This window comes from Geobacter sp. FeAm09 (assembly GCF_008330225.1).
Classification (GTDB): domain Bacteria; phylum Desulfobacterota; class Desulfuromonadia; order Geobacterales; family Pseudopelobacteraceae; genus Oryzomonas.
The window spans coordinates 1,303,736-1,329,393 of record NZ_CP042466.1; the positions used below are offsets into that span (position 1 = coordinate 1,303,736).

At 63.9% G+C, this 25,658-nt stretch carries 27 protein-coding genes; 5 read left to right on the top strand and 22 right to left on the bottom strand.

What is annotated here, in order from left to right:
- The first annotated feature begins 37 nt into the window (after window positions 1-37).
- Window positions 38-1,324 (top strand): putative DNA modification/repair radical SAM protein, encoded by a 1,287-nt coding sequence (locus FO488_RS06045; RefSeq protein ID WP_149209727.1) that lies wholly within the window; start codon window positions 38-40, stop codon window positions 1,322-1,324.
- A complete protein-coding gene (locus tag FO488_RS06050) occupies window positions 1,321-2,124 on the top strand; it encodes a TIGR03915 family putative DNA repair protein (protein WP_149209728.1) in 804 nt (267 codons plus the stop codon). Before FO488_RS06045 ends, FO488_RS06050 begins: the two co-directional genes overlap by 4 nt.
- Before the next feature lie 6 nt (window positions 2,125-2,130).
- Here FO488_RS06050 and FO488_RS06055 read toward each other — a convergent pair whose 3' ends face one another.
- From FO488_RS06055 to FO488_RS06065, 3 genes are all read right to left on the bottom strand, one after another.
- Window positions 2,131-3,777: a methyl-accepting chemotaxis protein gene (locus FO488_RS06055; RefSeq protein WP_149209729.1), complete on the bottom strand. Its 1,647-nt coding sequence runs from the start codon at window positions 3,775-3,777 to the stop codon at window positions 2,131-2,133.
- A 356-nt stretch (window positions 3,778-4,133) separates the two neighbouring features.
- Complete coding sequence (locus FO488_RS06060) at window positions 4,134-4,595, bottom strand: hypothetical protein (RefSeq protein ID WP_205743370.1); 462 nt, start codon at window positions 4,593-4,595, stop codon at window positions 4,134-4,136.
- A 4-nt stretch (window positions 4,596-4,599) separates the two neighbouring features.
- On the bottom strand, window positions 4,600-5,043 hold the full coding sequence (locus tag FO488_RS06065; RefSeq protein WP_149209730.1) for a Spy/CpxP family protein refolding chaperone: 444 nt from the start codon (window positions 5,041-5,043) through the stop codon (window positions 4,600-4,602).
- Between the two features lie 167 nt (window positions 5,044-5,210).
- On the opposite strand from FO488_RS06065, the gene FO488_RS06070 reads away from it, so the two are divergent.
- Together FO488_RS06070 and FO488_RS06075 are read left to right on the top strand one after the other, a co-directional pair.
- Window positions 5,211-5,921 (top strand): response regulator, encoded by a 711-nt coding sequence (locus tag FO488_RS06070; RefSeq protein WP_149209731.1) that lies wholly within the window; start codon window positions 5,211-5,213, stop codon window positions 5,919-5,921.
- Entirely contained in the window at window positions 5,918-7,309 is a 1,392-nt protein-coding gene (locus FO488_RS06075; RefSeq protein WP_149209732.1) for a HAMP domain-containing sensor histidine kinase, read from the top strand. Before FO488_RS06070 ends, FO488_RS06075 begins: the two co-directional genes overlap by 4 nt.
- Window positions 7,310-7,534: 225 nt before the next feature.
- On the opposite strand, the gene FO488_RS06080 is transcribed toward FO488_RS06075, so the two are convergent.
- From FO488_RS06080 to FO488_RS06090, 3 genes are all read right to left on the bottom strand, one after another.
- On the bottom strand, window positions 7,535-8,620 hold the full coding sequence (locus FO488_RS06080) for a bifunctional 2-polyprenyl-6-hydroxyphenol methylase/3-demethylubiquinol 3-O-methyltransferase UbiG (protein ID WP_149209733.1): 1,086 nt from the start codon (window positions 8,618-8,620) through the stop codon (window positions 7,535-7,537).
- A 76-nt stretch (window positions 8,621-8,696) separates the two neighbouring features.
- A complete protein-coding gene (locus FO488_RS06085; RefSeq protein WP_240732193.1) occupies window positions 8,697-9,170 on the bottom strand; it encodes a GSU0071 family protein in 474 nt (157 codons plus the stop codon).
- 403 nt (window positions 9,171-9,573) lie between these two features.
- Complete coding sequence (locus FO488_RS06090; protein WP_149209735.1) at window positions 9,574-10,377, bottom strand: DNA-binding protein; 804 nt, start codon at window positions 10,375-10,377, stop codon at window positions 9,574-9,576.
- A 95-nt stretch (window positions 10,378-10,472) separates the two neighbouring features.
- Here FO488_RS06090 and queC point away from each other — a divergent pair, with 95 nt between their 5' ends.
- Entirely contained in the window at window positions 10,473-11,153 is a 681-nt protein-coding gene (gene queC / locus FO488_RS06095) for a 7-cyano-7-deazaguanine synthase QueC (protein ID WP_149209736.1), read from the top strand.
- A 94-nt stretch (window positions 11,154-11,247) separates the two neighbouring features.
- On the opposite strand, the gene FO488_RS06100 is transcribed toward queC, so the two are convergent.
- From FO488_RS06100 to nuoG, 16 genes are all read right to left on the bottom strand, one after another.
- The gene (locus tag FO488_RS06100; protein ID WP_149209737.1) at window positions 11,248-11,616 is read right to left on the bottom strand and encodes a hypothetical protein; all 369 of its coding nucleotides are present in this window, start codon (window positions 11,614-11,616) and stop codon (window positions 11,248-11,250) included.
- Between the two features lie 136 nt (window positions 11,617-11,752).
- Window positions 11,753-12,643 (bottom strand): GGDEF domain-containing protein, encoded by an 891-nt coding sequence (locus FO488_RS06105; RefSeq protein WP_149209738.1) that lies wholly within the window; start codon window positions 12,641-12,643, stop codon window positions 11,753-11,755.
- A gap of 245 nt (window positions 12,644-12,888) precedes the next feature.
- Window positions 12,889-13,893 (bottom strand): phosphate acetyltransferase, encoded by a 1,005-nt coding sequence (gene pta / locus FO488_RS06110; protein ID WP_149209739.1) that lies wholly within the window; start codon window positions 13,891-13,893, stop codon window positions 12,889-12,891.
- 347 nt (window positions 13,894-14,240) lie between these two features.
- The gene (gene trpB / locus FO488_RS06115) at window positions 14,241-15,431 is read right to left on the bottom strand and encodes a tryptophan synthase subunit beta (RefSeq protein ID WP_149209740.1); all 1,191 of its coding nucleotides are present in this window, start codon (window positions 15,429-15,431) and stop codon (window positions 14,241-14,243) included.
- Complete coding sequence (locus FO488_RS06120; RefSeq protein WP_149209741.1) at window positions 15,428-16,045, bottom strand: phosphoribosylanthranilate isomerase; 618 nt, start codon at window positions 16,043-16,045, stop codon at window positions 15,428-15,430. Before FO488_RS06120 ends, trpB begins: the two co-directional genes overlap by 4 nt.
- A gap of 101 nt (window positions 16,046-16,146) precedes the next feature.
- Window positions 16,147-17,502 carry a TrpB-like pyridoxal phosphate-dependent enzyme gene (locus FO488_RS06125; protein ID WP_149209742.1) on the bottom strand — a complete coding sequence of 452 codons (1,356 nt, stop codon included), beginning with the start codon at window positions 17,500-17,502 and terminating at the stop codon, window positions 16,147-16,149.
- A 247-nt stretch (window positions 17,503-17,749) separates the two neighbouring features.
- Window positions 17,750-19,066 (bottom strand): homoserine dehydrogenase, encoded by a 1,317-nt coding sequence (locus FO488_RS06130; RefSeq protein ID WP_149209743.1) that lies wholly within the window; start codon window positions 19,064-19,066, stop codon window positions 17,750-17,752.
- A 235-nt stretch (window positions 19,067-19,301) separates the two neighbouring features.
- Window positions 19,302-19,736, bottom strand: a complete 435-nt coding sequence (gene nusB / locus FO488_RS06135; RefSeq protein ID WP_149209744.1) for a transcription antitermination factor NusB — start codon at window positions 19,734-19,736, stop codon at window positions 19,302-19,304.
- Complete coding sequence (ribE, locus tag FO488_RS06140; protein WP_149209745.1) at window positions 19,736-20,203, bottom strand: 6,7-dimethyl-8-ribityllumazine synthase; 468 nt, start codon at window positions 20,201-20,203, stop codon at window positions 19,736-19,738. Before ribE ends, nusB begins: the two co-directional genes overlap by 1 nt.
- Window positions 20,204-20,330: 127 nt before the next feature.
- A complete protein-coding gene (gene cbiD, locus FO488_RS06145) occupies window positions 20,331-21,452 on the bottom strand; it encodes a cobalt-precorrin-5B (C(1))-methyltransferase CbiD (RefSeq protein ID WP_149209746.1) in 1,122 nt (373 codons plus the stop codon).
- Window positions 21,453-22,088 (bottom strand): precorrin-8X methylmutase, encoded by a 636-nt coding sequence (locus FO488_RS06150; RefSeq protein ID WP_149209747.1) that lies wholly within the window; start codon window positions 22,086-22,088, stop codon window positions 21,453-21,455.
- Window positions 22,088-22,471: a sirohydrochlorin chelatase gene (locus FO488_RS06155; protein WP_149209748.1), complete on the bottom strand. Its 384-nt coding sequence runs from the start codon at window positions 22,469-22,471 to the stop codon at window positions 22,088-22,090. The genes FO488_RS06150 and FO488_RS06155 overlap by 1 nt, the downstream gene beginning before the upstream one ends.
- 68 nt (window positions 22,472-22,539) lie before the next feature.
- Entirely contained in the window at window positions 22,540-22,971 is a 432-nt protein-coding gene (locus tag FO488_RS06160) for a hypothetical protein (RefSeq protein WP_149209749.1), read from the bottom strand.
- Between the two features lie 82 nt (window positions 22,972-23,053).
- Window positions 23,054-23,299, bottom strand: a complete 246-nt coding sequence (locus FO488_RS06165; protein WP_149209750.1) for a DUF2442 domain-containing protein — start codon at window positions 23,297-23,299, stop codon at window positions 23,054-23,056.
- An 11-nt stretch (window positions 23,300-23,310) separates the two neighbouring features.
- Window positions 23,311-23,577, bottom strand: a complete 267-nt coding sequence (locus FO488_RS06170) for a DUF4160 domain-containing protein (RefSeq protein ID WP_149209751.1) — start codon at window positions 23,575-23,577, stop codon at window positions 23,311-23,313.
- An 84-nt stretch (window positions 23,578-23,661) separates the two neighbouring features.
- On the bottom strand, window positions 23,662-25,623 hold the full coding sequence (gene nuoG / locus FO488_RS06175) for an NADH-quinone oxidoreductase subunit NuoG (protein WP_149209752.1): 1,962 nt from the start codon (window positions 25,621-25,623) through the stop codon (window positions 23,662-23,664).
- Window positions 25,624-25,658 lie beyond the last annotated feature (35 nt).

The window sequence follows — 25,658 nt, forward strand, 5'->3', positions numbered from 1 at the left end:
CGGGATACGGCGTGCGGGAAAACGACAGCGGGGCATCATGAACAATCGGACTTTCGAACAACGCCTGGAAATTCTGGCCGACAGCGCCAAGTACGATGTCTCCTGCTCCTCCAGCGGCAGCAACCGTCGGGGTACGCCCGGCGGGGTGGGGAGCACGGCCGCCGCCGGGATCTGCCACACCTGGACCGCTGACGGCCGCTGCATCTCGCTGCTCAAGATCCTGCTCACCAACGCCTGCATCTACGACTGCGCCTACTGCGTCAACCGCCGCAGCAACGACATCCCCCGGGCCGCTTTCACCCCGGCGGAGGTGGTGCGGCTGACCATGGACTTCTACCGGCGCAACTACATCGAGGGGTTGTTCCTCAGCACCGGCGTGACCCGTTCGGCCGATCACACCATGGAACAGTTGATCGCCGTGGTGCGCACGCTGCGGGACGAGGAGCGTTTCAACGGCTACGTGCACCTCAAGATCGTGCCGGGGGCCGACCCGCTGCTGGTGGCCGAGGCGGGGCGCTACGCCGACCGGGTGAGCGTCAATATCGAGCTTCCCACCCGCCAGAGCCTGGCGCTGCTGGCCCCGGACAAGCCTCGGGAGTCGGTCATCGCCCCCATGCGCCAGGTGAGCGGCCTCATCACCTCGGCCCGCGAAGAGCGGAAAAAATCGCGCACGGCGCCCCAGTTCGCCCCGGCCGGCCAGAGCACCCAACTGATCGTGGGGGCCAGCCCCGAGAGCGACCGGGAGATCGTCACCCTGGCGGAGGGGCTCTACCGTCGCCTGGACCTGCGGCGGGTCTACTACTCGGCCTTTGTGCCCGGCTCCAGCGACCGCCGCCTGCCGGCGCTCCCCACGCCGCCCCTGTTGCGGGAACACCGCCTGTATCAGGCCGACTGGCTGCTGCGTTTCTACGGATTCGCCGCCCACGAGCTTCTGGACGAGGAACGCCCCAATCTGGACATGCGCTTCGACCCCAAGAGCGACTGGGCCGTGCGCCACCTGGACCTGTTCCCCGTGGAGGTGAACAGCGTCGAGTACGAGGTGCTGCTCCGGGTGCCGGGCATCGGCGTGCGCTCGGCCCAGCGCATCGTCGCGGCCCGCCGCCATGCCCGGCTGGGGGAGGCGGAGTTGAAACGGCTCGGGGTGGTGCTCAAGCGGGCGCGCTATTTCCTGACCGCCGGCGGGCGCTACCTGGGGGGAATCCGCCTGGACGGGGCCGCCCTGGTGGCGCGGCTCCTGGCGCCGGAACGGCGTCCGGCCCGGCAGGATCAACTGGAACTGTTTCCGGCATCCCCTGACGCCTCGGCCCTGACGGGGGAGCTGTGACCGCGTGCTATCGCTACGACGGGACCTTTGAGGGGTTTCTCTGCGCCTTGGCGGCGTGCCTCGAATCCGGGGGCGGGGAGGCGGAATTCCTGCGGCCGGGGGTCGAGAGCGGGGCGGGGCTGTTCGCGGGGGATCCCCTGGATGTCGCCACGGAGCGGGAAACGGCGCTCCGCTTCCGGGCGCGGTTCGTCACGGCGGTGTCCCGGGATGCCTTTGCCACCCTGCGCTACGCCTTCCACAGCGAGGCGGCCGGGGTGGAGGAGCTCTTGTGGCGCTACGTGCTGGTGGGATTGAAGCAGGGAAAACTGCTGGAGGGCATGCTGGCCCGGGAGCCGGTCTGCTCGGTGAACCGGTTGGCCCGCAAGGTCTCCCACGAAGCCCACAAGTTCACCGGGTTCGTACGTTTCCGGGAGGTGACGTGGCCTGGAGGGGATGTGCGTGACGGGGGAGAAGGGCAGGGGGGCGGTTCGTTCCTCTATGCCCGGATCGAGCCGGAGGCCGACCTCCTCCCCTTTATCGCCCCCTTCTTCACGGAACGGCTCAACGACCGCGACTGGATGATCCACGACCTGCGCCGCTCGCAGGCGGCGGTCTATAACCGCAGAACGTGGCGCCTGGTCCGGGATGTGGAATTGACCGTCCCGCCCGGCTACACTGCCGACGAGGAGGTGTGCAGCCGCCTCTGGCGCAGCTACTTCCGGCGCATGGCCATACCGGAACGCCACAACCCCCGGCTCCAGCAGCAACTCGTGCCGCTACGCTACCGCCGGCACCTGGTGGAGTTCGGCGGGGAGGAGTGAGCCTCCTCAGTACGTGCTGAGTTCCCCCGGCGGCCGGGTTCCCCGCTCCGGCGGGGCAGTCCCGGCGGCGGGCAGGAGCGCCCGGCCCGCTCCGGCGTGGGCGATGCGGATCTTCTTTTCCGGTTTCCACTCCGGGGCCCGGGCGCGGAGCGTAGCTTCGTCGATCCTGAAGAACGCCACGGCGTCGCGCAACTGTTCGGCCTGGCCGGAGAGTTCCTCCGAGGTGGAGGCCATCTCTTCGCTGGCCGAGGCGTTCTGCTGGATGATGCTGTCCAACTGCTGGACCGCCCTGTTGATCTGTTCCGCGCCCGAGTCCTGTTCACGGCTGGAGGCGCTGATCTCCTGGATCAGTTCGGCGGTGCGGCGGATGTTGGGAACCATGGCCTGCAGGCCGCTGCCGGCCGTCTCCGCGATTCTGACGCTTCGTACGGAGAGCTCGCCGATCTCCCCGGCCGCCTTCTGGCTCCGCTCGGCCAGCTTCCGCACCTCCGAGGCGACCACGGCAAAGCCCTTGCCGTGCTCCCCGGCCCGGGCCGCCTCGATGGCGGCGTTCAGTGCCAGCAGGTTGGTCTGGCGGGCGATCTCCTCGATGATGGAGATCCGGGTGGCGATCTCCTTCATGGCGTCCACGGTCCCGGCCACCGCCCGGCCGCTCTCTTCTGCGTCGTCGGCGCTCTGCACGGCGATCTTCTCGGTTTGCAGGGCGTTGTCCGTATTCAGCCTGATCGCGGAGGCCATCTCCTCCATGGACGATGAGATCTCCTCGGCGGAGGCCGCCTGTTCGGTGGCGCCGTGGGACATCTGCTGGGCCGTGGCGGAGAGTTCCTGGCTGCCGGTGGCCACGTTGTCCGCGGCGGCCTTGACATCGGTGATGACGCTCTTCAAGCGTTCCACCATGCTCCCGATGGCCGCCATCAGCAGGCCGGTCTCATCCTTGCCGCGGGCGGCGACCGTTACGGTCAGGTCGCCTCCCGCCAGGCGGTTGGCCGCCTGCAACGCCTCGTTGATGGGAACGGTGATGCTGCGGGTTATGAGGAAGCCGGCCATGAGGCCGATAAGGACGGCAATGGCCGCGATGGCCAGGTCCTTGATCACCGTGCTCCGGTAGAGTTTCCGGGCCTCGTCGTGGCTTACTTCCATCTGCTCTTCCTGGTACTGGACGATGGCCCGGAAGTTGGCCTTGATCTTCAGATCCAGGGGGTAGGCCACCTTGAAGGCCTCGATGGCATCGGCCGTCTTGCCGGCCAGAGAGAGTTCCGTGACCTTGTTGTTGGCATCCCGGGCCGTGGCTATGGCTGCCTTGGCCTCGTCGATCAGCCGTTTCCCCTGTTGGCCCGTCTCCAGTTTCTCCAGCTTTTCCATGGCGGCGCGGTACTCGGCCCGCGCCTTTTCTATGGCCTGCTGTGCCTCCACCCTGCCGTCGTGGTCCTTCACCAGCATCAGTTCGATCTCTTCCAGCAGGCCGTTGATGGTCGCGGTCACCTGGTTGGCCGTCTTGATCTTCTGGTAATTGTTCGCGATGATGCGTTCCAGGGTGTCGTCGATCTTCCCGGTGCCGTCCAGCCCGGTCCCCATGAGCAGCAGCAACAGCGCCAATATCAGGCCGAATCCCACGCCGAGACGGATTCCGATCCTCAGGTCTCCCAGCTTCATCCGTACCCCTCCCCTGTCCTCGGCAATTGCCGTGCAATGGCTGCATAAATGCCGAGCATATTACTCGCCAAGGTAATTTGTAGCAGGTTTGCGTGGAGGTGCAACATTATACTTAAATAATTAAAATTATTTAAATTATAGCGGGTGCAGGGGAGATGAAAGGCGCGGGGCGCCCGGTCAGGCGGGGTTGGGCCAGGGGGTTCCAGGACGGCCGTCAGACCCTGCCGGTGGCAGGTCCTGCGCCATCCCGGCTCCTGAGGGCGCCGCCGGCCATCTGCCCGGCAATGGCGCACAGGATGGCCAGGGGGGCTGCCGAAGCCTCGTGCCGCGGGCTTCGGCAGCCGGTGCCGGCAGGGTTACGCCGCGCCGCAGGAACTGCAGGCGCTCTCCGCCCCGCAGGTGCTCTTCTCGTCGCGGCTGCCGTGGGGGAACAGGCGATCGGCCGCATAGGGGGTGATGTCGATGAAGAAGTGGAGGTACAGGTCCCGCTCCCCGGCCAGGGGAATCCAGTAACCGTCCACCACCAGCCCCAGGTTGCCGGCATAGGTCACGAGCCGCTTGGCGCTCTGTTCCTGAAGCGCCTTGCCGGCCAGGCACCGTTGGTGATCCTCCTTCCTGCCGCTGTCGATGCAGCGCGTTCCGGGGATGCACCCCATGGCCTCGGCGGCCCTGTTGCGGTCGATGATGGTGCGGTCCTTGCGCACCAGCATGACCGGTGAGGGGAAGTGATCCCAGAAAAGGTGAAAGTTGCGGCTCAATTCCTCGCTGATGGTGTTCTGTTCCATGGTGCTCTCCTCGGTATCGGTGTGTGGTGTCATGGGGTTACTTCCCCTCTTCGTGGGCCGCTTCGTAGCGCTTCTTCAACTGTGCCCGCTGTCCGGGGGTCAGCACGGCGCTGATCTCCACGAGCCGGTCCACGGTGCGGTGGGCGAACCCGGTAAACTCCTTCGCCTTTTCATCCACGGTGGCGTGCAGCCAGGCGCGGTCGGGGGTATCCAGCAGGAGGCAGGCGACCACCTTGTTCGCCAGCCCCTGGTTGCCCTTATGGAGCTGTTGCCCGTCGGCCACCACCTGGTCCACGCCGGCATTGATCTTTCCCCTCTGCTCCTCCGTGGCGTCAATCTTGTCCAGGGAGGCGGCCACGTGCCCCTTGATCTTGCCGGAAAGGTCGCCGTGGTGGGAGCCGCACTGTTTGCAGGCCGTGATGGCGCCGGCCAGCGCCACGGCCCCGAGAACCGCCGTAACCCGTTTGATGCCCTTGTTCATCTGCTCCTCCTTGTTTGGCTTGGTATGATGTGGTGTGATGAAATCAGGCTAGGGGAAAGATGTAAAAAAAGTATGTGGCGAATGTAAAAAAAACGTAAAAAACTGCCGGATTCCGGGGTAATCTGGTAAGTAATGTCCTGTACCACTATCCACAAGGAGCACGCGGGATGGACGAAACACGGCGCAAACGGATCTTTCTGGTGGACGACGACGCCCGGCTGCGCAAGCTTCTGGTGCGGTTTTTGGGGGAGCACGGCTTCGAACTGCGCGAGTTTCCCGACGGCCGGGACGTGACGGCCGCCATCGCCATGGAGCGGCCCGACGCCGTGATCCTCGACATCATGTTGCCGGGGGAGAGCGGCCTGGAGATCCTGGGACGCATCCGGAAAGAGTCCTCCCTGCCGGTAATTATGCTGACCGCCCGGGGGGAGGACGAGGACCGCATCCTCGGCCTGGAACTCGGTTCCGACGACTACCTGCCCAAGCCGTTCAACCCCCGGGAACTCCTGGCGCGGCTCAATGCCGTCCTGAGGAGGTCCGCCTCTGGGGGCGATGCCGACGCGCCCCCCGGCGACACCCTGAAGGCCGCCGGCCTGCTGCTCAGCCGGGCCCGGCGGACGGTCAGCGCCGGAGGGGAGGAACTGGCGCTGTCGGCCACGGAATTCAAACTCCTGGAGGCGCTCATGAGCCGCCCGAACATGATCCTGTCCCGGGACGAACTGCTCACCTACGCCCGGGGCAAGGAGGCCGGCCCCTTTGACCGGAGCATCGACGTGCACGTGGGCAAGCTGCGCGCCAAGCTGGAATCCCTGCCGGGCGGCAGGAAGCGCATCAGGACCGTGTGGGGATCGGGATACATGCTGGAGGATCGGCTATGATGCGGCGGCTCTACTTCAAGATACTGTTCCATTGGTGTGTGGCGTTGGTGGTGACGGCACTGCTGGCCTTCGCCCTGGTGTTCCTGCTCGTCAAGGACGGCCACCAGATATCGGTTACGGCATCCGTCGGCCGCACGGCCCTCATGGCCAGGGATTACGTGGAGGCCGCGGCGGACGGCGCCGCCGCGCGGCACGAGGAACCGGGCGCGGTGCTGCGCCGGGCCGTGCAGCAGGTGAGCCGGAATACCCGCGCCAAGGTATGGATCAGTGGGGCCGACGGCTCCCCCCTGGCCGCCTCCTTCCCGGGCGAGGTCAGGGCTCCGGGGGGCGCCCCCGGCCTGTCCGGCCGTTACGGGGCCGCAAGCGTCGCCGTGGAGGCCGGCCAGAACCGGCTCACCTACGCCACGGTCCCCCTCGCTCCCGGCACGGGGGGGGCGGAGCAGGCCTGGCTGCATATCCTCACGGAGCGGGAGCCGGGCAGGTTTCCCCACGGCGCGTTCGCGGCCGGGCTGGCCCTGATCTGCGCCGTGGTGGCGGTCATCGCCGTTCCCCTCTCCCGGCACATCACCGAGCCGTTGAACCGGCTCCAGGGGTCGGCCGTGCGCATCGCCGGCGGCGATCTCTCCGCCCGGGCCGATGTGCGGGGAGATGACGAGATCGGCCGGCTCGGGGCGGCCTTCAACGGCATGGCGGAGACCGTGGAGCGCATGGTCCGCGCCGGACGGGAACTGACGGCCAATGTATCCCACGAGATGCGCAGCCCCCTGGCCCGCATCCGGGTCGCGGGGGAGTGTCTGCAGGGGGCGCTGGCCCGGGGCGATAGGGCGGAGGCCGGAGCGTTGCTGGCGGGGATGTGGGAGGATATCGACGAGGCGGACCGGATGGTCGGCCGCATCCTCCAGTACTCCAAGCTGGACCTGCACGCCCCGGCCCCGGCCACCGCGCTCGTGCAGCCGTCCGTCCTGCTGAACGGGCTCATGAAGGCCATGCGTCCCCTGTTCGGGACGAAGCGGATCACGGTGGAACAGGAGGTGGAGCCCGACCTGTGGGTGAACGGCGACGAAGAGTACCTGCGGTCGGCGTTGAAGAACATCCTGGAGAATGCGGCCCGCTACACGCCGGAACAGGGGGTGGTGCGGCTGGGGCTCCGCAGGGAGGGGGCGGAGGTCCTTTTGGAGGTTGTGAACAGTGCGCCACCGGTCGCGGAGGATGACCTGGAACGGCTCTTCGAGCCGTTTTACCGGGGAAAAGGGGCCACGGGAGAGGGGACGGGCCTCGGCCTGGCCATCGCCCGGAAGGTCGTCCTGCTCCACCACGGGGAGATGGGAGTGGAGAACACCCCGCAGGGGTTCCGGGTCTGGCTCCGGCTCCCCGCTGCGGGTGCCTGATCATCATTCTGCAACCCAGGCCGGCCACCGAGCCAGGAAGGCACAGGGACGCGAAGAACCACTCGGAATATCTGGCAACTACAGCCACGTGCCGAAGCGGGGCATCATCACTAGTTTTTTCGATGATGCCCCTTTGTTTTTGCTTCCTCAGCGTCTCTGCGTCTTTGTGGCCACTGCTTTTTCCCGGGTTGTCTGGGGGGGGGCGGGTCCCGTTTCCGTAACCGGTCAGCCCCTGAACTGGAGCAGGAACAGGGCCGTGCGGCAGGCCGGCAGGAGGGCGCGGCAGGCGGGGGAGAGGTCGTCCCAGGGCCGGGGGTGGCGCAGGCCCCGCAGCAGGGCGCGTTCCGGGCCGGTCAGCACCGGGTTGGCGATCCCCAGGCGCGGGGCGATGTGGACCGTCCCCAGGGCAAACGGGGTGACGGCCCGGGAGAGGCAGGGGTTGAGCATGACGAGGGAGCCGCGGTCCACGGGGCAGGGGCCGGCCACGTTGCGGCCGGCGTAGAGGATGAAATTGCCGGGGGAGCGCCGGGCGGCCTCCAGGGCCGTGAGCCGTTCCACCTCCTCCCCCACATCCTCCCGGGCGCCGTGGTGGGCAAACAGGAGCGGTTCCAGGCCGCTCTGGCGGACCAGGTCCAGCAGTCCGGCCACCCGGAAGGTGCGGACCCGAGGGTGGAGCAGGGCATCGGCAAGCCCGCTGTCGAAGGATGCCTCGTCGGACGTCTCCGCGAAACGGCGCAGGCGCGACCCCGGTTTGGCCCGGGCCATGAGCCGCCGCGCCGCGGCCGGGTCGGTGATCCCTACCAGGCGGAAGGCCCGGCGGATGGCCTCCTCTTCCCGGCGGGCGTAGCGGCTGTAGACCATGAGCCGTACCACCCCTCCCGGCGCCAGGCGTCCCGCCAGGGCCGTGAGGCCGGCCAGGGGGTCGTCCAGGTGGTGGAGTACGCCGTAGGCGTCGATCAGGCCGAAGGGGCCGCCGGTCAGGGGGGCGTCCAGCAGGTCCCCTTGGCGGTAGGTTACGTTGGTGCGGCCGTGGAGCAGACAGTGCAGGCGGGCGCGGCGGAGGCTGCGCTCCGACAGGTCGAGGGCGGTGATGGCGGCATCAGGGTTGGCCAGGGCAAAGGGATAGGGGGAGAAACTGCCGCACCCGGCTATGAGGATGCGCTGCGCCTCGGGTGGCGGCAGGGCGCCATTGAAGCGGGTCCACACGGCGGTCAGGTTCAGGGCGTAGGTATCGCACCGGCGCACCGAGGCCAGCAGGGGGTAGCGGGGGTAGGGGTAGAGCTCGTAATGGGTGCGTACGTCGTTGGCCATGCCCCACTGTAGCAAGTCCCGGGGGTCCTGACAAGCCGCGTGCTGCACCCGGACCGACGAACGGCAGGCGGTGCGGTCACCCCCGGAGGCTTGCCTCCTCCTGCTCCACCAGGGCGACCAGCTCCTCGTACATGGCGATCATCACGCCGGACTTGAGCCATTTGCGGGCGATGTGCCGCATCAGGGCGAAGCCGTGGACGATGGTGCCGGCAAAGACGCAGATGCCGCACAGGCGGGTCGTTTCTTCCTGCATCAGCCAGCAACTGACGATGGCGACCACCAGCATGGTGGCCAAAAAGGCCATCTCGATGCCGCGGAACGGGTTCTCGAACACCTTGGTGACATCTATGTAATAGCGGGTCAGTCCGGTTACGTGGCGCATGAATTCGCCGATCTCGCTGCCGGTGCATTTGAGATGGGCGTAGCTGAGAAAGCGCGAGCTGGCGTGTTCCCGCCCGGCGGTCATGCGTTCGCTGACGTATCGGTCAATGGCTTCGTCGATAAGGTCGGTATTCATGGTGGTGCTCCCTGGTGCAATGGTGGTGAACATGAGTCCTCTCCCTTGCTTATCATTTTGAATCAAAGTCCAGGTGATACACAAGGATTATTAATGGATATACATAATACGTGCCGGGATGAAGCAATGAATGCGAAACCGAATGATGCCGGATGGTTGTGGTGATGTTGCGGGGCAGGAAGGGCGGGGAGCGATGCAGGAATGATACAGGGGTGCATCATTTTGACAAGGGTTGCATCAATTCTCAGCACATGACTTTGCCAACTGCCGCTGCGTCACGGCAGTAACGAGAATAGCTTCAAGGCAATTACCTCACGCAACGGCGCATGAGATGGTTTTTGACATTCTCCCTGCCCCGGTGCTCTGTGGCAGATGGCGAAGAAAAAAGCCCCTCCGGTGGGGAGGGGCTGGTGTGACCGGCTGCGTTGAACGGCTGCTATTTGCCGATGGCGGCATTCTCGACGATCACGCTGTACCGGTAGCCGTACCCGAAATCCCGGTCCTTGGCCAGGGTTCCCCTGACCGTAACCACGTCGCCCACTCGGGCCGTGGCCGTGGTGGTGCAGACCAGATTGTGGGTTCCCTTGGCCTGGGAGCCGCTGCCGTCCTGGATGTGTATCCAGTTTTTCTTCATGATCCTGGGCGTGACCTTGACCACCTTGCCCCTGATGGCGACCTGCTTGTTGTTGAGCTTGGCGCTGTTGCGGTACGCCTCGGCAATGGTGTAGGCATTGGGGCCGACGGCCTTTTTGACCGAAATCTTCGCCTCTTTGGCCTTTACGGCGACCTTGCTGCCCATCGCCGCCGCCTGCGCCTTTGTCGGAGCTGCGGCTGCCGCCGGCGCTGCCGGGGCGGCGGCTTTCGCCTGGGGGATGACGCCGTTGGAGAAGATGATGGAATCAAAGGTGCGCTTGAGGGTCTTGCTCTCGAAGTTCTTCATGACAAGACCTTCCATGAAGCTCATGCGGTCCCCCACGTTCACCCTGGTTTCCGTCACGGCCAGCCAGACCTTCTCGCCGCTGTTCTTCTGGAGGTGGATATAACTGTAGCCGCCGCTGTTCATGGCCTGCAGCACCGTGCCCGAGATGGGGGCCGATTGCTGGTGGGTCGTGGATTGGGCGGGATAGTCGATCTTGGGGTGGCCGGCCGGCACGGCGGGGGCTGGAGGTGCGGCCAGGGCGACGGTGGCGCTGCTGCTGAAAACGATGAACGCAAGAAACGAAAGGCGATTCTTTTTCATGGGGGCCTCATTTTTGAATTTACCAACTCGAATTTTTTGATACTATCACGAAAGCCTGATAACTGGCAGTTCAAAAATAGAGGGGACGGGATACCATGCAACGCAAAGCGGTCGTTCTTTACAGCAGCGGTCTGGATTCAACCACCTGCCTGGCCATTGCCCGGGCCGAGGGGTTCACGCCCTACGCCATCAGTTTTTCCTACGGCCAGCGGCACAGCTTTGAGCTGGCGGTGGCCAGGGCCAATGGGGTGCGCCTGGGGGCGGCCGAACACATGGTGGTGGATTTCGACCTGCGCCTGATGGGGGGGAGCGCCCTGACGGCGGATATCGCCGTGCCCAAGGAGGGGGTGGGGAGCGAGATCCCAGTCACCTACGTGCCGGCCCGCAACACCATTTTCCTCTCCTTTGCCCTGGGATGGGCCGAGGTGCTGGGGGCCTACGACATCTACATCGGGGTCAACGCCCTGGATTATTCCGGCTATCCCGACTGCCGCCCCGCCTATATCCAGGCCTACGAAGCCATGGCCAACCTGGCCACCAAGGCGGGGGTGGAGGGGAGCGGGCGTTTCCGCATCCATACGCCGCTCATCGACCTGACCAAGGCCCAGATCATCAAGAGGGGGATGGAGTTGGGGGTGGATTACGGCCTGACCCATTCCTGCTATGACCCGACGCCGGAGGGGCTCTCCTGCGGGGAATGCGATTCCTGCCGCCTGCGCCTGAAGGGGTTTGCCGAGGCGGGCCTCGCGGACCCGCTCGAATATGTGAAACGCTAGGTACGGCGGGTGCCCCGCCATGGGGCGGCACGACAAAAGGCGCATCCTCTCTTGGGGTGCGCCTTTTCCGTTGCTTGCGTCATGTATCGGCAGGCTATTTTGTGGTGGTGAAGCGGTCGCGGAAAAACGACTTGATGGAATGTCCCATGTCGCTGAACCACTCCCCTACGGAACGGCCGGCCTTGCGGGCGGCCTGGCCCGATTCCCTGCCCCCTTCCTTCAGGGCCTTTCCGGTCTCGGTGCCGAGCTTTTTGACCCCCTGGCCGACCTCCTTGCCCCCTTCCCTGAAGGCGTGGCCCACCTCCCTGCCACCCTCTTTCACGGCCTTTCCCGTATCCTTGCCCAGTTTCTTCAGCCCCTGGCCGATCTCCTTGCCGTCTTCCCTGATGGGGGAGGTGTCCCCGCGGCAGGGAATGGCAGGCAGCGCCATAAGCAGTACGGCAACGATCCATCTTCCTCCCATGGGCGTCTCCTTTTCTCTTTAAATTCTATCAGGGATGGAGAGCGGGGTCAAAGCATCATCGCGGCCCTGCCGGGGCGGGGGCGCTTCCCCTTCAGGCGGGCACCGGCGGGGCGAAGGAAAACGGCGCACCGCGCGGTCAGAAACAGGGCTGGCCAGCCATGTGCGGGGTCGTTTCACCGTGTTCGGCGGCAGGCGGGGGATACACGGTAATCCGGTTTTTCCCTTCGTGTTTGGAACGATAGAGCGCCTTGTCGGCATGGTCCACCAGTTCGGACGGCTCCTTGAGCCCCGGGGACAGGGAGGCCACGCCGATGCTTACAGTCGTTCGGAATTCCTCGCGGCCGCTGTCGCCGGTCACGACGCTCCGTTCCACGAGCGAGCGGATCCGTTTCGCCAGTTCCAGGGCCGTGGCGTCGTTGGTGTGGGTGGCAATGATGCAGATCTCGTCCCCGCCATACCGGGTGATGATGTCCGTATCCCTGACGGATGCAAGCAGCAGGCGCCCCAGGTGTTTCAGGACCAGATCGCCGGCCAGGTGGCCGCTGACATCGTTGATCCGCTTGAAGTCGTCGATATCGATGAGGAGGAGCGCGAGCGGCAACTGGTACCTTTGGGCGCGGTCGAACTCCTCTTTCAGCCGTTGTTCGAAGTAGCGGCGATTGTGGATGCCCATGGTGGCGTCGGTGATAATCTCCTGCTCCAGCAGGGTAATGCGGCGGATGTCCCGGGCCGTCCGATGGGAAAGGTAATTGACGAGCAGGACAAAGCACGCCCCCAGGAAGAACACGGCCGAGACGATGAGGTCGGAAAAACGACAGGTGCCCTGCCACAACTCAAGGGCATACCAGAGATACCCTGCGATGAAGAAGACGATCAGGCCGGTCAGGATATACCAGTTGCGGCGGATTCCGCCGCCGGACGGCAGGCCCCGGATGAGCCCCTGAACCGGCGCCAGGGAGAGGACAAGGATGCCGGCCCCCAGGAGAATGGGTGAAATGACGAACACTTTGATCGAAATGTACGGCATGGCGGTCCCTGGCGGGCATGGGGCGGTTGGTGATGATGTTTCGTTATGCTGAAATCATGTAAAGTGTGACTGAATGTGGCTTACACCACTTCGGTCATAAAAGCAACAGATTTGGTGGTTCCCATGGCGGCCCGCACCAATGGGCCTGGCCTGGCGACGGGGATGTGGAGCGGAGGGATACGGCTGCGGGGAGGGAAAGCGGCCCGGCGCGCCTGGGGAGCGCGCCGGGCCGTCGCTGCGGGCTGCTAGCCCTGGGCCGCCTGGACGGCGGTGATGGCGGTGACGTTGACGATATCGTCCACGGAGCAGCCGCGGGACAGGTCGTTGACCGGCTTGGCCAACCCCTGAATGATCGGGCCGACCGCTTCGGCGCCGGCCACCCGCTCCACCAGCTTGTAGGCGATGTTGCCCGCATCCAGGTCCGGGAAGATCAGCACGTTGGCCCTGCCGGCCACGGCGCTGCCCGGGGCCTTTTTCTCGCCCACCTTGGGGAGCAGGGCGGCGTCGGCCTGGAGTTCGCCGTCGATCTGCAATTCCGGCTTGAGCTGCCGGGCGATCGCAAGGGCTTCCAGCACCTTGTCGCAGTCGGGATGGCTGGCGCTCCCCTTGGTGGAGAAGGAGAGCAGGGCCACCCGGGCGTCCACGTCCAAAAATGCCTTGCAGTTGCCGGCCGTGGCCACGGCGATCTCGGCCAGGGCCTGGGCGTCCGGGTTGGGGTTGACGGCGCAGTCGGCGAACAGGATGATGCCGTTCTCGCCGAAGCTCTCTGTCTTGGTGACCATGAGGAAAAAGGAGGAGACGGTCTTGATCCCCTTGGCCGGGCCGACGGTCTGGAAGGCCGCCTTGAGCACGTTGCCGGTGGTGCCGGTGGCCCCGGCCACCTCTCCCCCGGCGTCGCCGTTACGCACCATCATGCCGGCGTAGTACAGGTTGTCCGGCGCGGTCAGGAGGGCGCGGGCCTCGTCGGGGGTCATGCCCTTGGCCTTGCGCAGTTCGACGAAATCGGCCACGTACTGCTCCAGCTTGGGGGATGCGGCCGGGTCGAGCAGTTCCACCCCGGCCAGGCTGACCCCTTTTGCCGCGGCATCGGCCTGGATCTTGGCCGGGTCGCCCAGGATGACGACCCGGGCCAACCCCTCCCCGGTCACCTTCTCGGCGGCAAACAGCATCCGCTCGTCGTAGCTCTCCGGCAGCACCACGGTCTGCAGGTTCTTCCGGGCCTTATCCTTGATCTGGTCAACAAGATGCATGAGTTACCTCCTCGTGGGGGTTGTTGAAAAACAGCCACCTCGCCGCCGTCCTCGAACGCCCTTTCGCGCGGCGTAGCGCCCCTCATCCTATCCTTCTCCCAAAGGGAGAAGGGATACCGTTGCCCTCTCCCCCCGGGAGAGGGTGGCCAAAGGCCGGGTGAGGGCCTCTTCAGGGCTTGTCGAGCGGGTGCGACGATCTGACTATTTTTGAACAACCTTAGTTTTTCAAGAGCCTGCTTGGCTGTAAATAGAACAAGGGTATATATAGTTGAAACATGGGTAGCGGTCAAACAAAAAAGCCTGACCAGTCAGGCTTTTCAGTACGGTTGAAATGTTTAAAACAGGATTTAAAATTTAACCCCCATGGCATCGGCAACCGTGTGAATGTCCTTGTCTCCCCGCCCCGACAGGCAGACCACGATGCTCTTGTCCTTGGACAGGGTGGGGGCCAGCTTCAGGACGTGGGCAATGGCGTGGGACGACTCCAGGGCGGGCATGATCCCCTCCTCCCGGGTCAGCACATTGAACCCTTCCAGGGCCTCGTCGTCGGTGATGGATACGTACTCGGCGCGCAGGGTGTCCTTGAGCCAGGAGTGTTCCGGCCCCACGCCGGGGTAGTCCAAGCCGGCGGAGATGGAGTGGGCCGGCGTGATCTGGCCGTGCTCGTCCTGGAGCAGGTAGGTCTTGTTGCCGTGCAGGATGCCGGGGGAACCGGCGCTGAGCGAGGCGGCGTGCTTGCCGCTCTCGATGCCGAGGCCGGCCGCCTCTACCCCGATCATCTTGACCTTGTGGTTCTTCAGGAAGGGGTGGAACAGGCCCAGAGCGTTGCTGCCGCCGCCGACGCAGGCCACCAGGTAGTCGGGCAGGCGCCCTTCGATCTTCTGGTGCTGCTTTTTGACCTCGAGGCCTATGACCGACTGGAAGTCGCGCACCATCTGGGGGTAGGGGTGGGGGCCGGCCACGGTGCCGATGACGTAGAAGGTATTCGCGATGGTGGTCACCCAATTGCGCATGGCCTCGTTCATGGCGTCCTTGAGGGTCGCCGTGCCGGCGGTGACCGGCGTGACCGTGGCCCCCAGAAGCCGCATGCGGAAGACGTTCAGGGCCTGGCGGCGGGTATCCTCCTCGCCCATGAACACCTCGCACTCCATGCCGAACAGGGCGGCGATGGTGGCGGTGGCCACGCCGTGCTGGCCCGCCCCGGTCTCGGCGATGACCCGTTTTTTGCCCATGCGTTTGGCCAGGAGCCCCTGGCCGATGGTGTTGTTCACCTTGTGGGCGCCGGTGTGGTTCAGGTCTTCCCGCTTCAGGTAGATTTTGGCGCCCCCAAGCTTCCTGGTCAGCTTCTCGGCATAATAGAGCGGGTTGGGGCGTCCCACGTACTGGCGCAGGTAGTACTGGAACTCTTCCTTGAACTCCTTGTCGTGACGGTAGTGTTCATAGGCCTTTTCCAGTTCCAGAAGCGCCGGCATGAGGGTCTCGGGGACGTAGCGCCCGCCGAATGCGCCAAAGTGACCATATTTATCGGGGAATTTCAAGGAACAACCTCCTTCGCCAATCTGATGAATTCTCGTATCTTGTCCGCATCCTTTTTCCCCGGCCCGCATTCCACGCCGCTGGAAACGTCCACGGCATAGGGGCGCACCCGGCGGACCGCCTCCGCCACATTCAGGGGGGTCAGCCCGCCGGCCAGGATGATGCGGTTGGACTGGGCCGCGCAGGCGGCGATCTCCCAGTTGAAGGTCCGGCCGGTGCCGCCGTGGGCGGCGGGGGACCAGGCGTCCAGCAGGAATGCCGCCACCCGGTAGTCCCGCATCGGTTCCAGGGAGGTGATGTCCTTGACCCGGAAGGACTTGACGACCCGGCGTCTGACCGCGTCGCAGTACCCCGGCTTTTCCTCTCCGTGCAGCTGGACCAGGTCCAGGCCGCACAGGTCCACGGTGGCATTCACCTGATCCAGGGCCTCGTTGACGAACAGGCCCACGGTCTGCACGAAGGGGGGCAGATGGCGGATGATGGCGGCGGCCTGCTCGGGAAACACATGCCGGGGGGATTGGGGATGAAAGACAAAGCCCAAGGCGTCGGCGCCGGCGTCGATGGCCGTCAGGGCGTCATCCAGGTTGGTTATGCCGCAGATCTTGACTTTTATCATATCGTTTTTGCCACGATTAATCCTGATTCGGCAGACAGACATAATCAAATCCGCCACTGAGACGCAGAGGACGTCAAAGACAGAACCTATTTGTCCGTTATTTACAATTCAACCTTGGGCAGCCGCTCCAGCGCCTCGCGGATCTTCTGCTCCGGGTACTCGTAGTCCTCCAGGTTGCCCGAGAGATAGGCGTCGTAGGCGCCCATGTCCAGTTGGCCGTGGCCCGAGAGGCCGAAGAGGATGGTCCGTTCCTTTCCCTCCTCCTTGGCCAGCACCGCTTCGTCGATGGCGGCCCGCACGGCATGGGACGATTCGGGGGCCGGGACGATGCCTTCGCTGCGGGCGAAGAGCAGAGCGCCTTCGAAGCAGGCGTTCTGCTTGTAGGCTTTGGCCTCGATCTGCCCGGCGTGGTGCAGTTGGGAGACCAGGGGAGACTCGCCGTGGTAGCGCAAGCCGCCGGCATGGATGCCGGGGGGCATGAAGTCGTGCCCCAGGGTGTACATCATGGAGATGGGCGCCATCTTGGCGGTATCGCCGTAGTCGAAGGCATAGACCCCCTTGGTCAGGGTCGGGCAGGAGGCCGGCTCCACCGCCAGGCAGCGTACGTTCTTGCCCGCGGCCCGGTCGGCGATGAAGGGGAAGGCCAGGCCGGCGAAGTTGGAGCCGCCACCGCAGCAGGCGATGACCACATCCGGGTAGTCGCCGGCGACCTTCATCTGCTCCCGCGCCTCCTGGCCGATCACGGTCTGGTGGAGGCAGACGTGGTTGAGCACGCTTCCCAGGGCGTAGTTGGTATCGGCGTGGGTTGCGGCATCCTCCACCGCCTCGGAGATGGCGATCCCCAGGGAGCCGAGGCATTCCGGGTCGTGGGCCAGGATGGCGCGCCCAGCATTGGTGAATTCCGACGGGGAGGGGATGACCTGGGCGCCCCACAACTGCATCATGCTCTTGCGGTAGGGCTTCTGGGTGCAGGAGATCTTGACCATGTACACCGTGCACTCGAGGCCGAACAGGGAGCAGGCCAGGGCCAGGGAACTGCCCCATTGGCCGGCGCCGGTCTCGGTGGCCAGGCGGCGGATGCCGGCCTGCTTGTTGTACCATGCCTGGGGTATGGCCGAGTTGGGCTTGTGGGAACCGGCCGGGGAAACCCCTTCGAACTTGTAATAGATCTTGGCCGGGGTGCCGAGGGCCTTTTCCAGGCGATGGGCGCGGAAGAGGGGCGACGGCCTCCAGAGCTTGTAGATCTCCCTGACCTCGTCCGGGATGTCGATCCAGCGGTTGGGGGACATCTCCTGTTCGATCAGCGCCATGGGGAAGATGGCCAGCATGTCGTCCGGAGTGATCGGCTTGAGGGTCTGGGGATTGATGACCGGGGCCAGGGGGCCGGGCATGTCGGGGATGATGTTGTACCACTGGCGGGGGATCTGGTCTTCGCTGAGGAGAATCTTGGTGTTCATGCGGTCGCTCCCGAAATGAAGTTTAACCTGCAAAGGCTGACATCTGCCACAGAGACACTGAGGAAAGGCAAAACTATCAAACCGGATAAAATCCAACGTCTGCCACGGAGACACGGAGACACAGAGAAAACCAATACAATCAAACTGAAGGGTAAAACGAATCTCAGGCCGTTAGCAAAATGGACTTCGCTTTGTCTCTATGCAGTTCTCTGTGTCTCCGTGGCAGATGTGCTTTTATTCAGTGCCCCTATTCCAGATTATCCTCGATTCTGATGAAGCCGGTCTTCTGGCAGATGACGTCGAAACGGTCGATCTCCGCCAGGGCGGCCTGCACGGCCCCTTCCCGCGCTTCGTGGGTCATGATGACGATGGGTACCGGCGCTGCGTCGTCCGCCTGGTGCGAGGTCTGGACCATGGATTCGATGCTGATGCCGTGCCTGCCGAGGGCCCCGGCGATGGCAGCCAGCACGCCCGGTTGGTCCAGGGCGCTGAAACGGAGCATGTACTTGCTGACGATCTCGGCCATGGGCTTGAGCGGCAGCGTGGTCACATGGTCATCCATGAAGCCCAGCGGCGCCATCCTGCGGCCAGCCCCGGCCATCATGCTGCGGGAGAGCCCGATCAGGTCCCCCACGATGGCGCTGGCGGTGGGGTTCTGCCCGGCGCCCCGGCCGTAGAACATCACCGGACCGACGAAATCGCCGTTCAGACGGATGGCGTTGAAGACGCCGTTCACCTCGGCCAGGGGGTTGTGCAGCGGGATCATGGTAGGGTGGACCCGTGCCTCCACCTGGCCGTTGATCAGCTTGCCGATGGCCAAAAGCTTGATGCGGTAGCCGAATTCGCTGGCGAACTTCACGTCCAGGGCGCTGATGCGGGAGATCCCCTCGGTGTAGATGCTGCCAAAGTCGATGCGCGTGCCGAAGCAGAGGGAAACCAGGATGGCTAGCTTGTGGGCCGTATCCACCCCCTCGATGTCGAAGGTCGGGTCGGGCTCGGCGTAGCCCAACTCCTGCGCGGCTTTGAGCATGTCGGCGAAACCAGCCCCTTCCTGGGTCATGCGGGTCAGGATGTAGTTGCAGGTGCCGTTCATGATGCCGAACACGGAACCGATGCGGTTGGCGGCCAGGTTGCCCTTGATGGAGGTGAGCACCGGGATGCCGCCCCCTACCGAGGCCTCGAACTGAACCTCCACACCCTTGCGCGCCGCGGCGGCGAAGATCTCGTCGCCGTGCAGGGCCAAAAGCGCCTTGTTGGCGGTGACGATGTGCTTCCCCTTCTCGATGGCCTTGAGCACAAAGGTCTTGGCAGGCTCGTAACCGCCCACCAGTTCGATCACCACCGAGATTTCCGGGTCGTCGAAGATGGCATTGACGTCGGTGGTCAGGCAGGCGGGGTCCACCGTGACGCCACGGTCGCTGGTGATGTCCAGGTCCGCGATCCTCTTCAGCGTGATGCCCGTTCCCACCTTGCTGCGGATCACGTCCGCGTTCTGCTGGAGCAGCTTGACCACCCCGGCCCCGATATTGCCGTATCCTATCAGACCAACCTTAATGTCGCTCATTGACTAAAACCTCTTTGAATATAAACTCTAACTTCTGCCACAGAGACACGGAGACACAGAGAAAACCAAAAACATTTTTACATGGATGAACAGGATGAAAGGGATAAAACTTGAAAACCGGTTATAGATAAAATCTTAAAGCTGTTTATGTCGTTATCCTGTTTATCCTGTTCATCCATGTAAAATAGGTTCTGCTTTTGACTTTCTCTGTGTCTCCGTGTCTCTGTGGCAGATTTTATTGTTCTTCCGCTGCTTCCTCGGTCTTGGCGCACGCCTCGATCTCGTCCAGGATGCCGTTCACAAAGGCCGGCGAATCTTTGTCGCCGAAACGACGGGCGATCTCGATGGCCTCGTTGATGGTGACCTTCTTGGGGATGTCGCTTCTGAACATCAACTCGTAAGCGGCCAAGCGCATGACGTTCAGGTCCACCCGCGGCATGCGGGCCAGAGCCCAGTTCTTGGAGCGGGCCTTGATGGCCGTATCGATGGCCTCGCGGTGCTGGTGCACCCCGGTCACCAGCCCTTCGGCGAACTCCCTGGTCCTGGCCGGGATTTCATTATGCTCTTCGCGGAAGGTCTGCATGGTTTCGCGCAGCCCCATGGCCGTATTGGCATCCAGGGCGTACAGCATCTGCAGCGCCAGTTCGCGCGCTTCCCGTCGGATGCCCATTATTTGAGAGCCTTCAGCAGGTTGGCGGTTTCGATGGCCCCGGTGGCGGCCTCGAAGCCCTTGTTGCCCGCCTTGGTGCCGGCGCGCTCCACGGCCTGCTCGATGGTGTCGGTGGTCAGAACGCCGAAGATGACCGGCACGCCGCTCTCCAGGGAGACCATGGCCACCCCCTTGGATACCTCGGCGGAAACGAAATCGAAATGGGGCGTGGAGCCGCGGATCACCGCGCCCAGACAGATGACGGCGTCATACTTCCGGGACTCGGCCAGCTTCTTGGCGGCCAGGGGGATCTCGAAAGCGCCCGGCACGCGGGCCACATGGATGTCCTTGTCGCTGGCGCCGTGGCGGACCAGGGAATCCAGCGCGCCTTCCAGGAGACGGTCGGAGATGAAGCTGTTGAAACGGGCTACGACGATGCCGACTTTCAGCCCTTTGGCATCGAGGTTACCTTCAAAGAATTGCGGCATGGCGATCTCCTTGTGCATGGCGCCGAAAACCGTCCCTGCGGGGAGGATTTTCAACAGCCGGGATTTGTGGCGTAAAGAAACACAAATATTAGCATAATTTTTTGAGACAAGGGAGAAAAAAGTGCACTCAAAGCCCTTGGGGACGGCCGTGGAAGGCGATGGCCCCGCCGTAGTCGGCCACCAGGAACTGGGGGCTCAACTCCGGCGCATGGCGTTGGGCGGCGGCGATGGCGTGGCCGCAGACCAGCTCCAGCAGGCTCGGGGCGAAGTTCGCGGCAATGACGATCTCCCGGGCGGTATTGGCCGGGGCGATGGTGGCGGTGATGGCCTCGGGCAGTCCCGCCTCGCCGGCCCACCCCAGCAGGTGGGACAGGTCCAGCTCCGACGCGGCGGCATGGGTATTCTCGTGGCCGCAGGCGATCTTGAGCAGCTTGGCGAACTGGCAGGCCACCAGCGGCTGGCGAAAACCGCGCCGGGCGCAGGATTGCAGGGCATAGGCCACGTGATCCCCCATCATGACGAAAGCTTCGTCCGGGAGCAGCACCCGTTCCCCGGTGGCGGGGTCCGTGGCCGTGTGGTTCAGGTGGTGCTGGGCCGCCAGTTCGCTGGTGCGGCCGGTGGAGAGGACCACGTTTTGGCAGCCGCAGGCGCGGGCCACGTCCAGGGCGGCATCGATGGTATCGGTCCACGCCTGGGCCGACAGGGGGTGGACGATGCCGGTGGTGCCCAGGATGGAAAGGCCCCCCACAATGCCGAGGCGGGCGTTCAGGGTCTTGTGCGCCCGCAGTTCGCCGTCCGGGATGCTGATGGTGACGCGAACCGGGGTGGGGGAAGCGGCGAGGGCGTCGCGCACCGCCTGTTCGATCATGCGGCGGGGCACCGGGTTGATGGCCCATTCCCCCGGCGCCACGGCCAGGCCCGGTTTGGTGGCCTTGCCGACGCCGGGGCCCCCCTCGATGACGACGGCACCCCCGCCTGCGGACAGGGAAGGGATGAGCGCCACTGTGGCGTGCAGTTCGGCCCCATTGGTCACGTCCGGGTCGTCCCCCGCATCCTTCACCACGAAGCAGGATGCCTCGTCAGGGGTGAACTGCCGGCCGTGCAGCGGGAAGGTGGCCGAGACCCCGGCGGGCAGGTCGATGGTGACCTCCGCGACCTCCGCCTGGCGCACGAGCATCTGGGCCGCGCCCTTGGCGGCGGCAGCGGCGCAGGCGCCGGTGGTGTAGCCGTGTCGCAGGGGCTTGTCCATTTATGCCCCCGCGGCCATGATCGCCAGGGCGTTCACCACCGCCGCCGCCACGTTGGAGCCCCCCTTGCGCCCCATGTTGGTGATGAAGGGGATGGAGCCGTCCGTGGCCGCCAGGGCGTTCTTGCTCTCCTCGGCCCCCACGAAGCCCACCGGCAGGCCGATGATCAGGGCCGGATGGGCTTTGCCTTCCCCGACGAGACGCAACAGCTCGAACAGGGCCGTGGGGGCGTTGCCGATGACGAAGATGCGGTTGTCCGGGTTTGCCGTCGCCTTGCGCATGGCCGCGATGGAGCGGGTGATCCCTTCGCGACGGGCCGTCTCGGCCACATCCGGGTCGGCCACGTGGCAGGTTGCCCGGCAGCCGAAGGGGGCCAGGCGGGCCTTGCCGATGCCGGACAAGGCCATGGTGGTGTCGGTGACGATGCTGGCGCCGCTCTTGATGGCCGCCACCCCTTTCTCCACCGCCCCGTCGGAGAAGACCAGGGAGCCGGCATATTCGAAATCGGCGCTGGTGTGAATGCTGCGGCGCACCACCTGCCACTCGGCCACGGGCCAGCCGTGGTCCCCGGCCTCCTTGTCGATGATGCGGAACGATTCGGCCTCGATCTCCTCAGGTTGCATGGTCAGTGAGTCCATCAGCGCCACCCCAGGGAGTCCAGCGCCTCGCCGATCCGCTCGCTCTCCACCTCGGCCAGCTTGCGGTGCACGCCCAGGTGCGGGCCCATCTCCATGACCAGGCCGGGGTGGCGTTTCTGGGCTGCTTCGATCTCCTCGGGCAGGTCGTGGAGCACGTGGGCGCCCATGAAAAGGAAGTAGGGCATGAGCAGAATACGCTCGGCCCCGCGGTTCACGCAGGCGTCTATGCCGTGTTGGATGTTCGGTTCGTGCATCTCGCGGAACGAGACTTCAACGATCTCGAAGCCAGTCATTTCCTGCACCATCTTCGCCACCTCGCGGGCGGCGTCGTTTGCCTGGGGGATGCGGCTGCCGTGGGCCATCAGCAGAATTGCGGTTTTCATTGTACCTCGCTTTTGATGTGAGTGGGGGTGATGGGTGGTTTTGTGCTCGGTCATAGTCCGTGTCGTGGTTAGACGGCGGCCTTATCTTGTTTCTTCGCAGCTAAACGACTACCCATCTCAGTAAAGATGAAAACTGAAAATCCAACAGCTATAAATTGTCCTAATAATACCGACATGCTAAATGCTTTGAATGGGGGCATTTGAAAAAACGTGTAGACTGGAAAGCACTCAATTGAAACTATAAAAAGAATGGCAATAATTCTTGCTTGTTTCCCTGCCAGGTAACCACTAGGAAATGCTGTGATAAGCGCTGTAATAATAGCACTGATGAGGTTGGTGATAATTATTATTACAAAGGCTATTTTCGACTTGGCTTGGAATGAATTTACTACAGAGGATTCAACATTGATGGTAAAATATGACAGAACTTCAATGCAGATAAGAGGAGCAATTAAAATTAATATGGCAATCAGGCTCCATCTTAAGATGTTTTTTGTCATTTTTACCTCGATGATTTGCAGTCTAACGGTTTAGAGAGTAATGGTAAAATCAAGGAGCCGGCCCTTGGCATGAGACATTTTTCTATGTTGCCTTACTCGACATACATCTCGCGTAGACATATTCCGGGTCCAGATCAACTCCGCAATCCCATTCGATAGTGTCGAAAGATACCCGAACCCGCCTGAAAGCATCATGGTCCTTGATTCTCTGAAATATGCCGAAATCGAGTACCGGCTTCATGTCAAGATGCCCCTTCTCGCCATTGTCGAAAACAACCGAAAGGGTATAGTTGTCACCCGGTGTGACTTCTTTCACGGAAGGATACATGTTCCCGCTCCTTATTGAAGAGGTTGAATTTTGAAAGGTTCCTCGCCGTTTATCACGAGTTGCCAGTCTGCCATCAACTCTTCCTGATGCAACTCGGCCCACGCAAGCGCCAATTTTGTCTGCCGACTTGGAAGTTCACCTTCAACTATCTCACAAGTGCGAATATCGACACATGCTTTATACTCATTATAGTACACATGGAAATGTGGGGGCGGATGTTCGCCCGGCGCAAAGTACATTCGGATAATGATCCCGTAGAACATTGAGATAGTTGGCATCAATTTTCCTTTCAGTCAGTACCATTGTAATTCTAAAGCAGGAGGTCAACATTCTACAAGGTTATCTGATTGTGTTTCAAAGAACTACACCGACTCCTTCAACCTCTTCCCATCCCCCTTCACATCCAACCCCTTTAACCCTGCCCAAGGCCCGCTCAGCGGCTCCTCCACCTCTGCCTCGCCCAGGCGCTGCATGAGGGCGGCGATGAGCCGTGCCGACGGGGCCACGTCGCCGCCGGGGGCTGCCTTGCCGTGGGTGCGGGGCGGGTGCAGTTCGGGGGTGAGCCCCTTGATGGGGAGGCCGGGGTTCATCACCTTGTTGAACCGTTGGGCGCGCCCCTCGTTATTGACGTAGATCCCCTCCTGCTCCACCCAGGCGGTGGTGGGGAGGAACACCCCGGCCCGCGCCGTGAGCCGGGTGGACCGCCAGTCGGCGGCGGCCAGCACGTCGATCCCCGGCGACAGGTCGCGGGGGAGGTCGGCCTCAAAGGAGATGATCCCCCTGATCCGGCTGTCGGCCAGGGCCGTGGAGAGCGCCACGGCGTTGTGTTGCCGCGCCAGTTCGGCGCAGCCGAAGGCGTTGGGGCCGTCCAGGATAAAGGCCAGTTTGGCGGTGCGGGGGACTGACTGCACCGCCTCCAGTCCTTCCGTGGTGGCGCCGCAGATGACGACCGGGCGCTTGGCCTGTGCCAGGGGGACGTCTGAAATGGCGGCGACGTGCTCGAATGGGAAGGGCAGTTCTCCCCTCACCCGGCCTTCGGCCACCCTCTCCCGTAGGGCGAGGGTATGATTTGTGCCTTCTCCCTCGGGGAGAAGGTCGGGATGAGGGGTTATGACGTAAATTTTTGCCCCGCTCCGCCACGCCTGGCGCACGGCCAGGGCCATCATGGGGGCCTCATTCAGCAGGTCGCACCCCACGATGGCGATCAGGTCGGCCTTGCGCACGTCCTCCTGAGAGGCGCTGTTGTCCGCCATCAGCAATGCGGTTGCCGTGCCGGTCAGTTCGGCCTGCTCCGGATCATCGAAATAGCAGAGCGCCCCGGCACCCAGCAGTTCCGCCAGGCGCGCCGCCATGATGTTCCCCTCCAGGTCCATGCGGGGCGAGCCGACGATGGCCAGGGCCTGGGGGCCGTGCAGTTCCAGGAAATCGCCCAGGCGGGTCGCCACCGCGTCCAGCGCCTCGTCCAGGCCGACCGGCCTGCCGTCCACCAATGCTTGGCGGGGGCGTTCCGGGGCGTTGACCATGGCGTTGGCAAAGCGTCCCTTGTCGCAGATGAACCAGCCGTTGACCTGGTCGTTCCTGCGGGCCGTGGTCTTGAGCAGTTCCCGGTAGCGGGCCATGGGGACAGTGTTGCACCCCAGGGAGCAGTGGGGGCAGATGGAGGGGGCCATGTCGTAGTCCCAGTAACGGGCGCGGAAGCGGGCGGTCTTGTCGGTGAAGACCCCGGTGGGGCAGATGTCCACCAGGTTGCCGGAGAAGGGGGACTCAAGCGGCCCCTCTTCCTGGCGGCCGAAATAGATCGTGGCGGCCCTGCCCATGACGCCGAAGTCGGTGCCCCCGGCGTACTCCTGGTAGAAGCGGGCGCAGCGGTAGCACTGGATGCAGCGGTTCATCTCGTGCTCGATGTACTCGCCCAGGTACTGGTTGGTGTAGGTGCGCTTCTTGCCGTCGTAGCGCCGGATGCCGTGGCCGCCGGCGATGGTGAAGTCCTGCAACTGGCACTCGCCCCCCTCGTCGCACACCGGGCAGTCGTGGGGGTGGTTGATCATCAGCCATTCGATGACGCTCTTGCGCATGGCCACAGCCTCGCCGTCGGTGGTGGATACCACCATGCCGTCCTGGGCCGGGAGCATGCAGGACATCTGCACCCCCTTCACCGGGCCGTCCAGCATCTTAACGGCACAAACCCGGCACGCGCCGGCCTTGCCCAGGGCAGGATGCCAGCAGAAATGGGGGATGGGGATGTCCACGGATTGGGCGGCCTCCAGCACCGTGGTGCCCTCGGGGACTTCAACCGGTATGTCGTCGATGATGAGCTTTGGCATGGCTTCTCAATTCAAAAACAAAATCTGCCACAGAG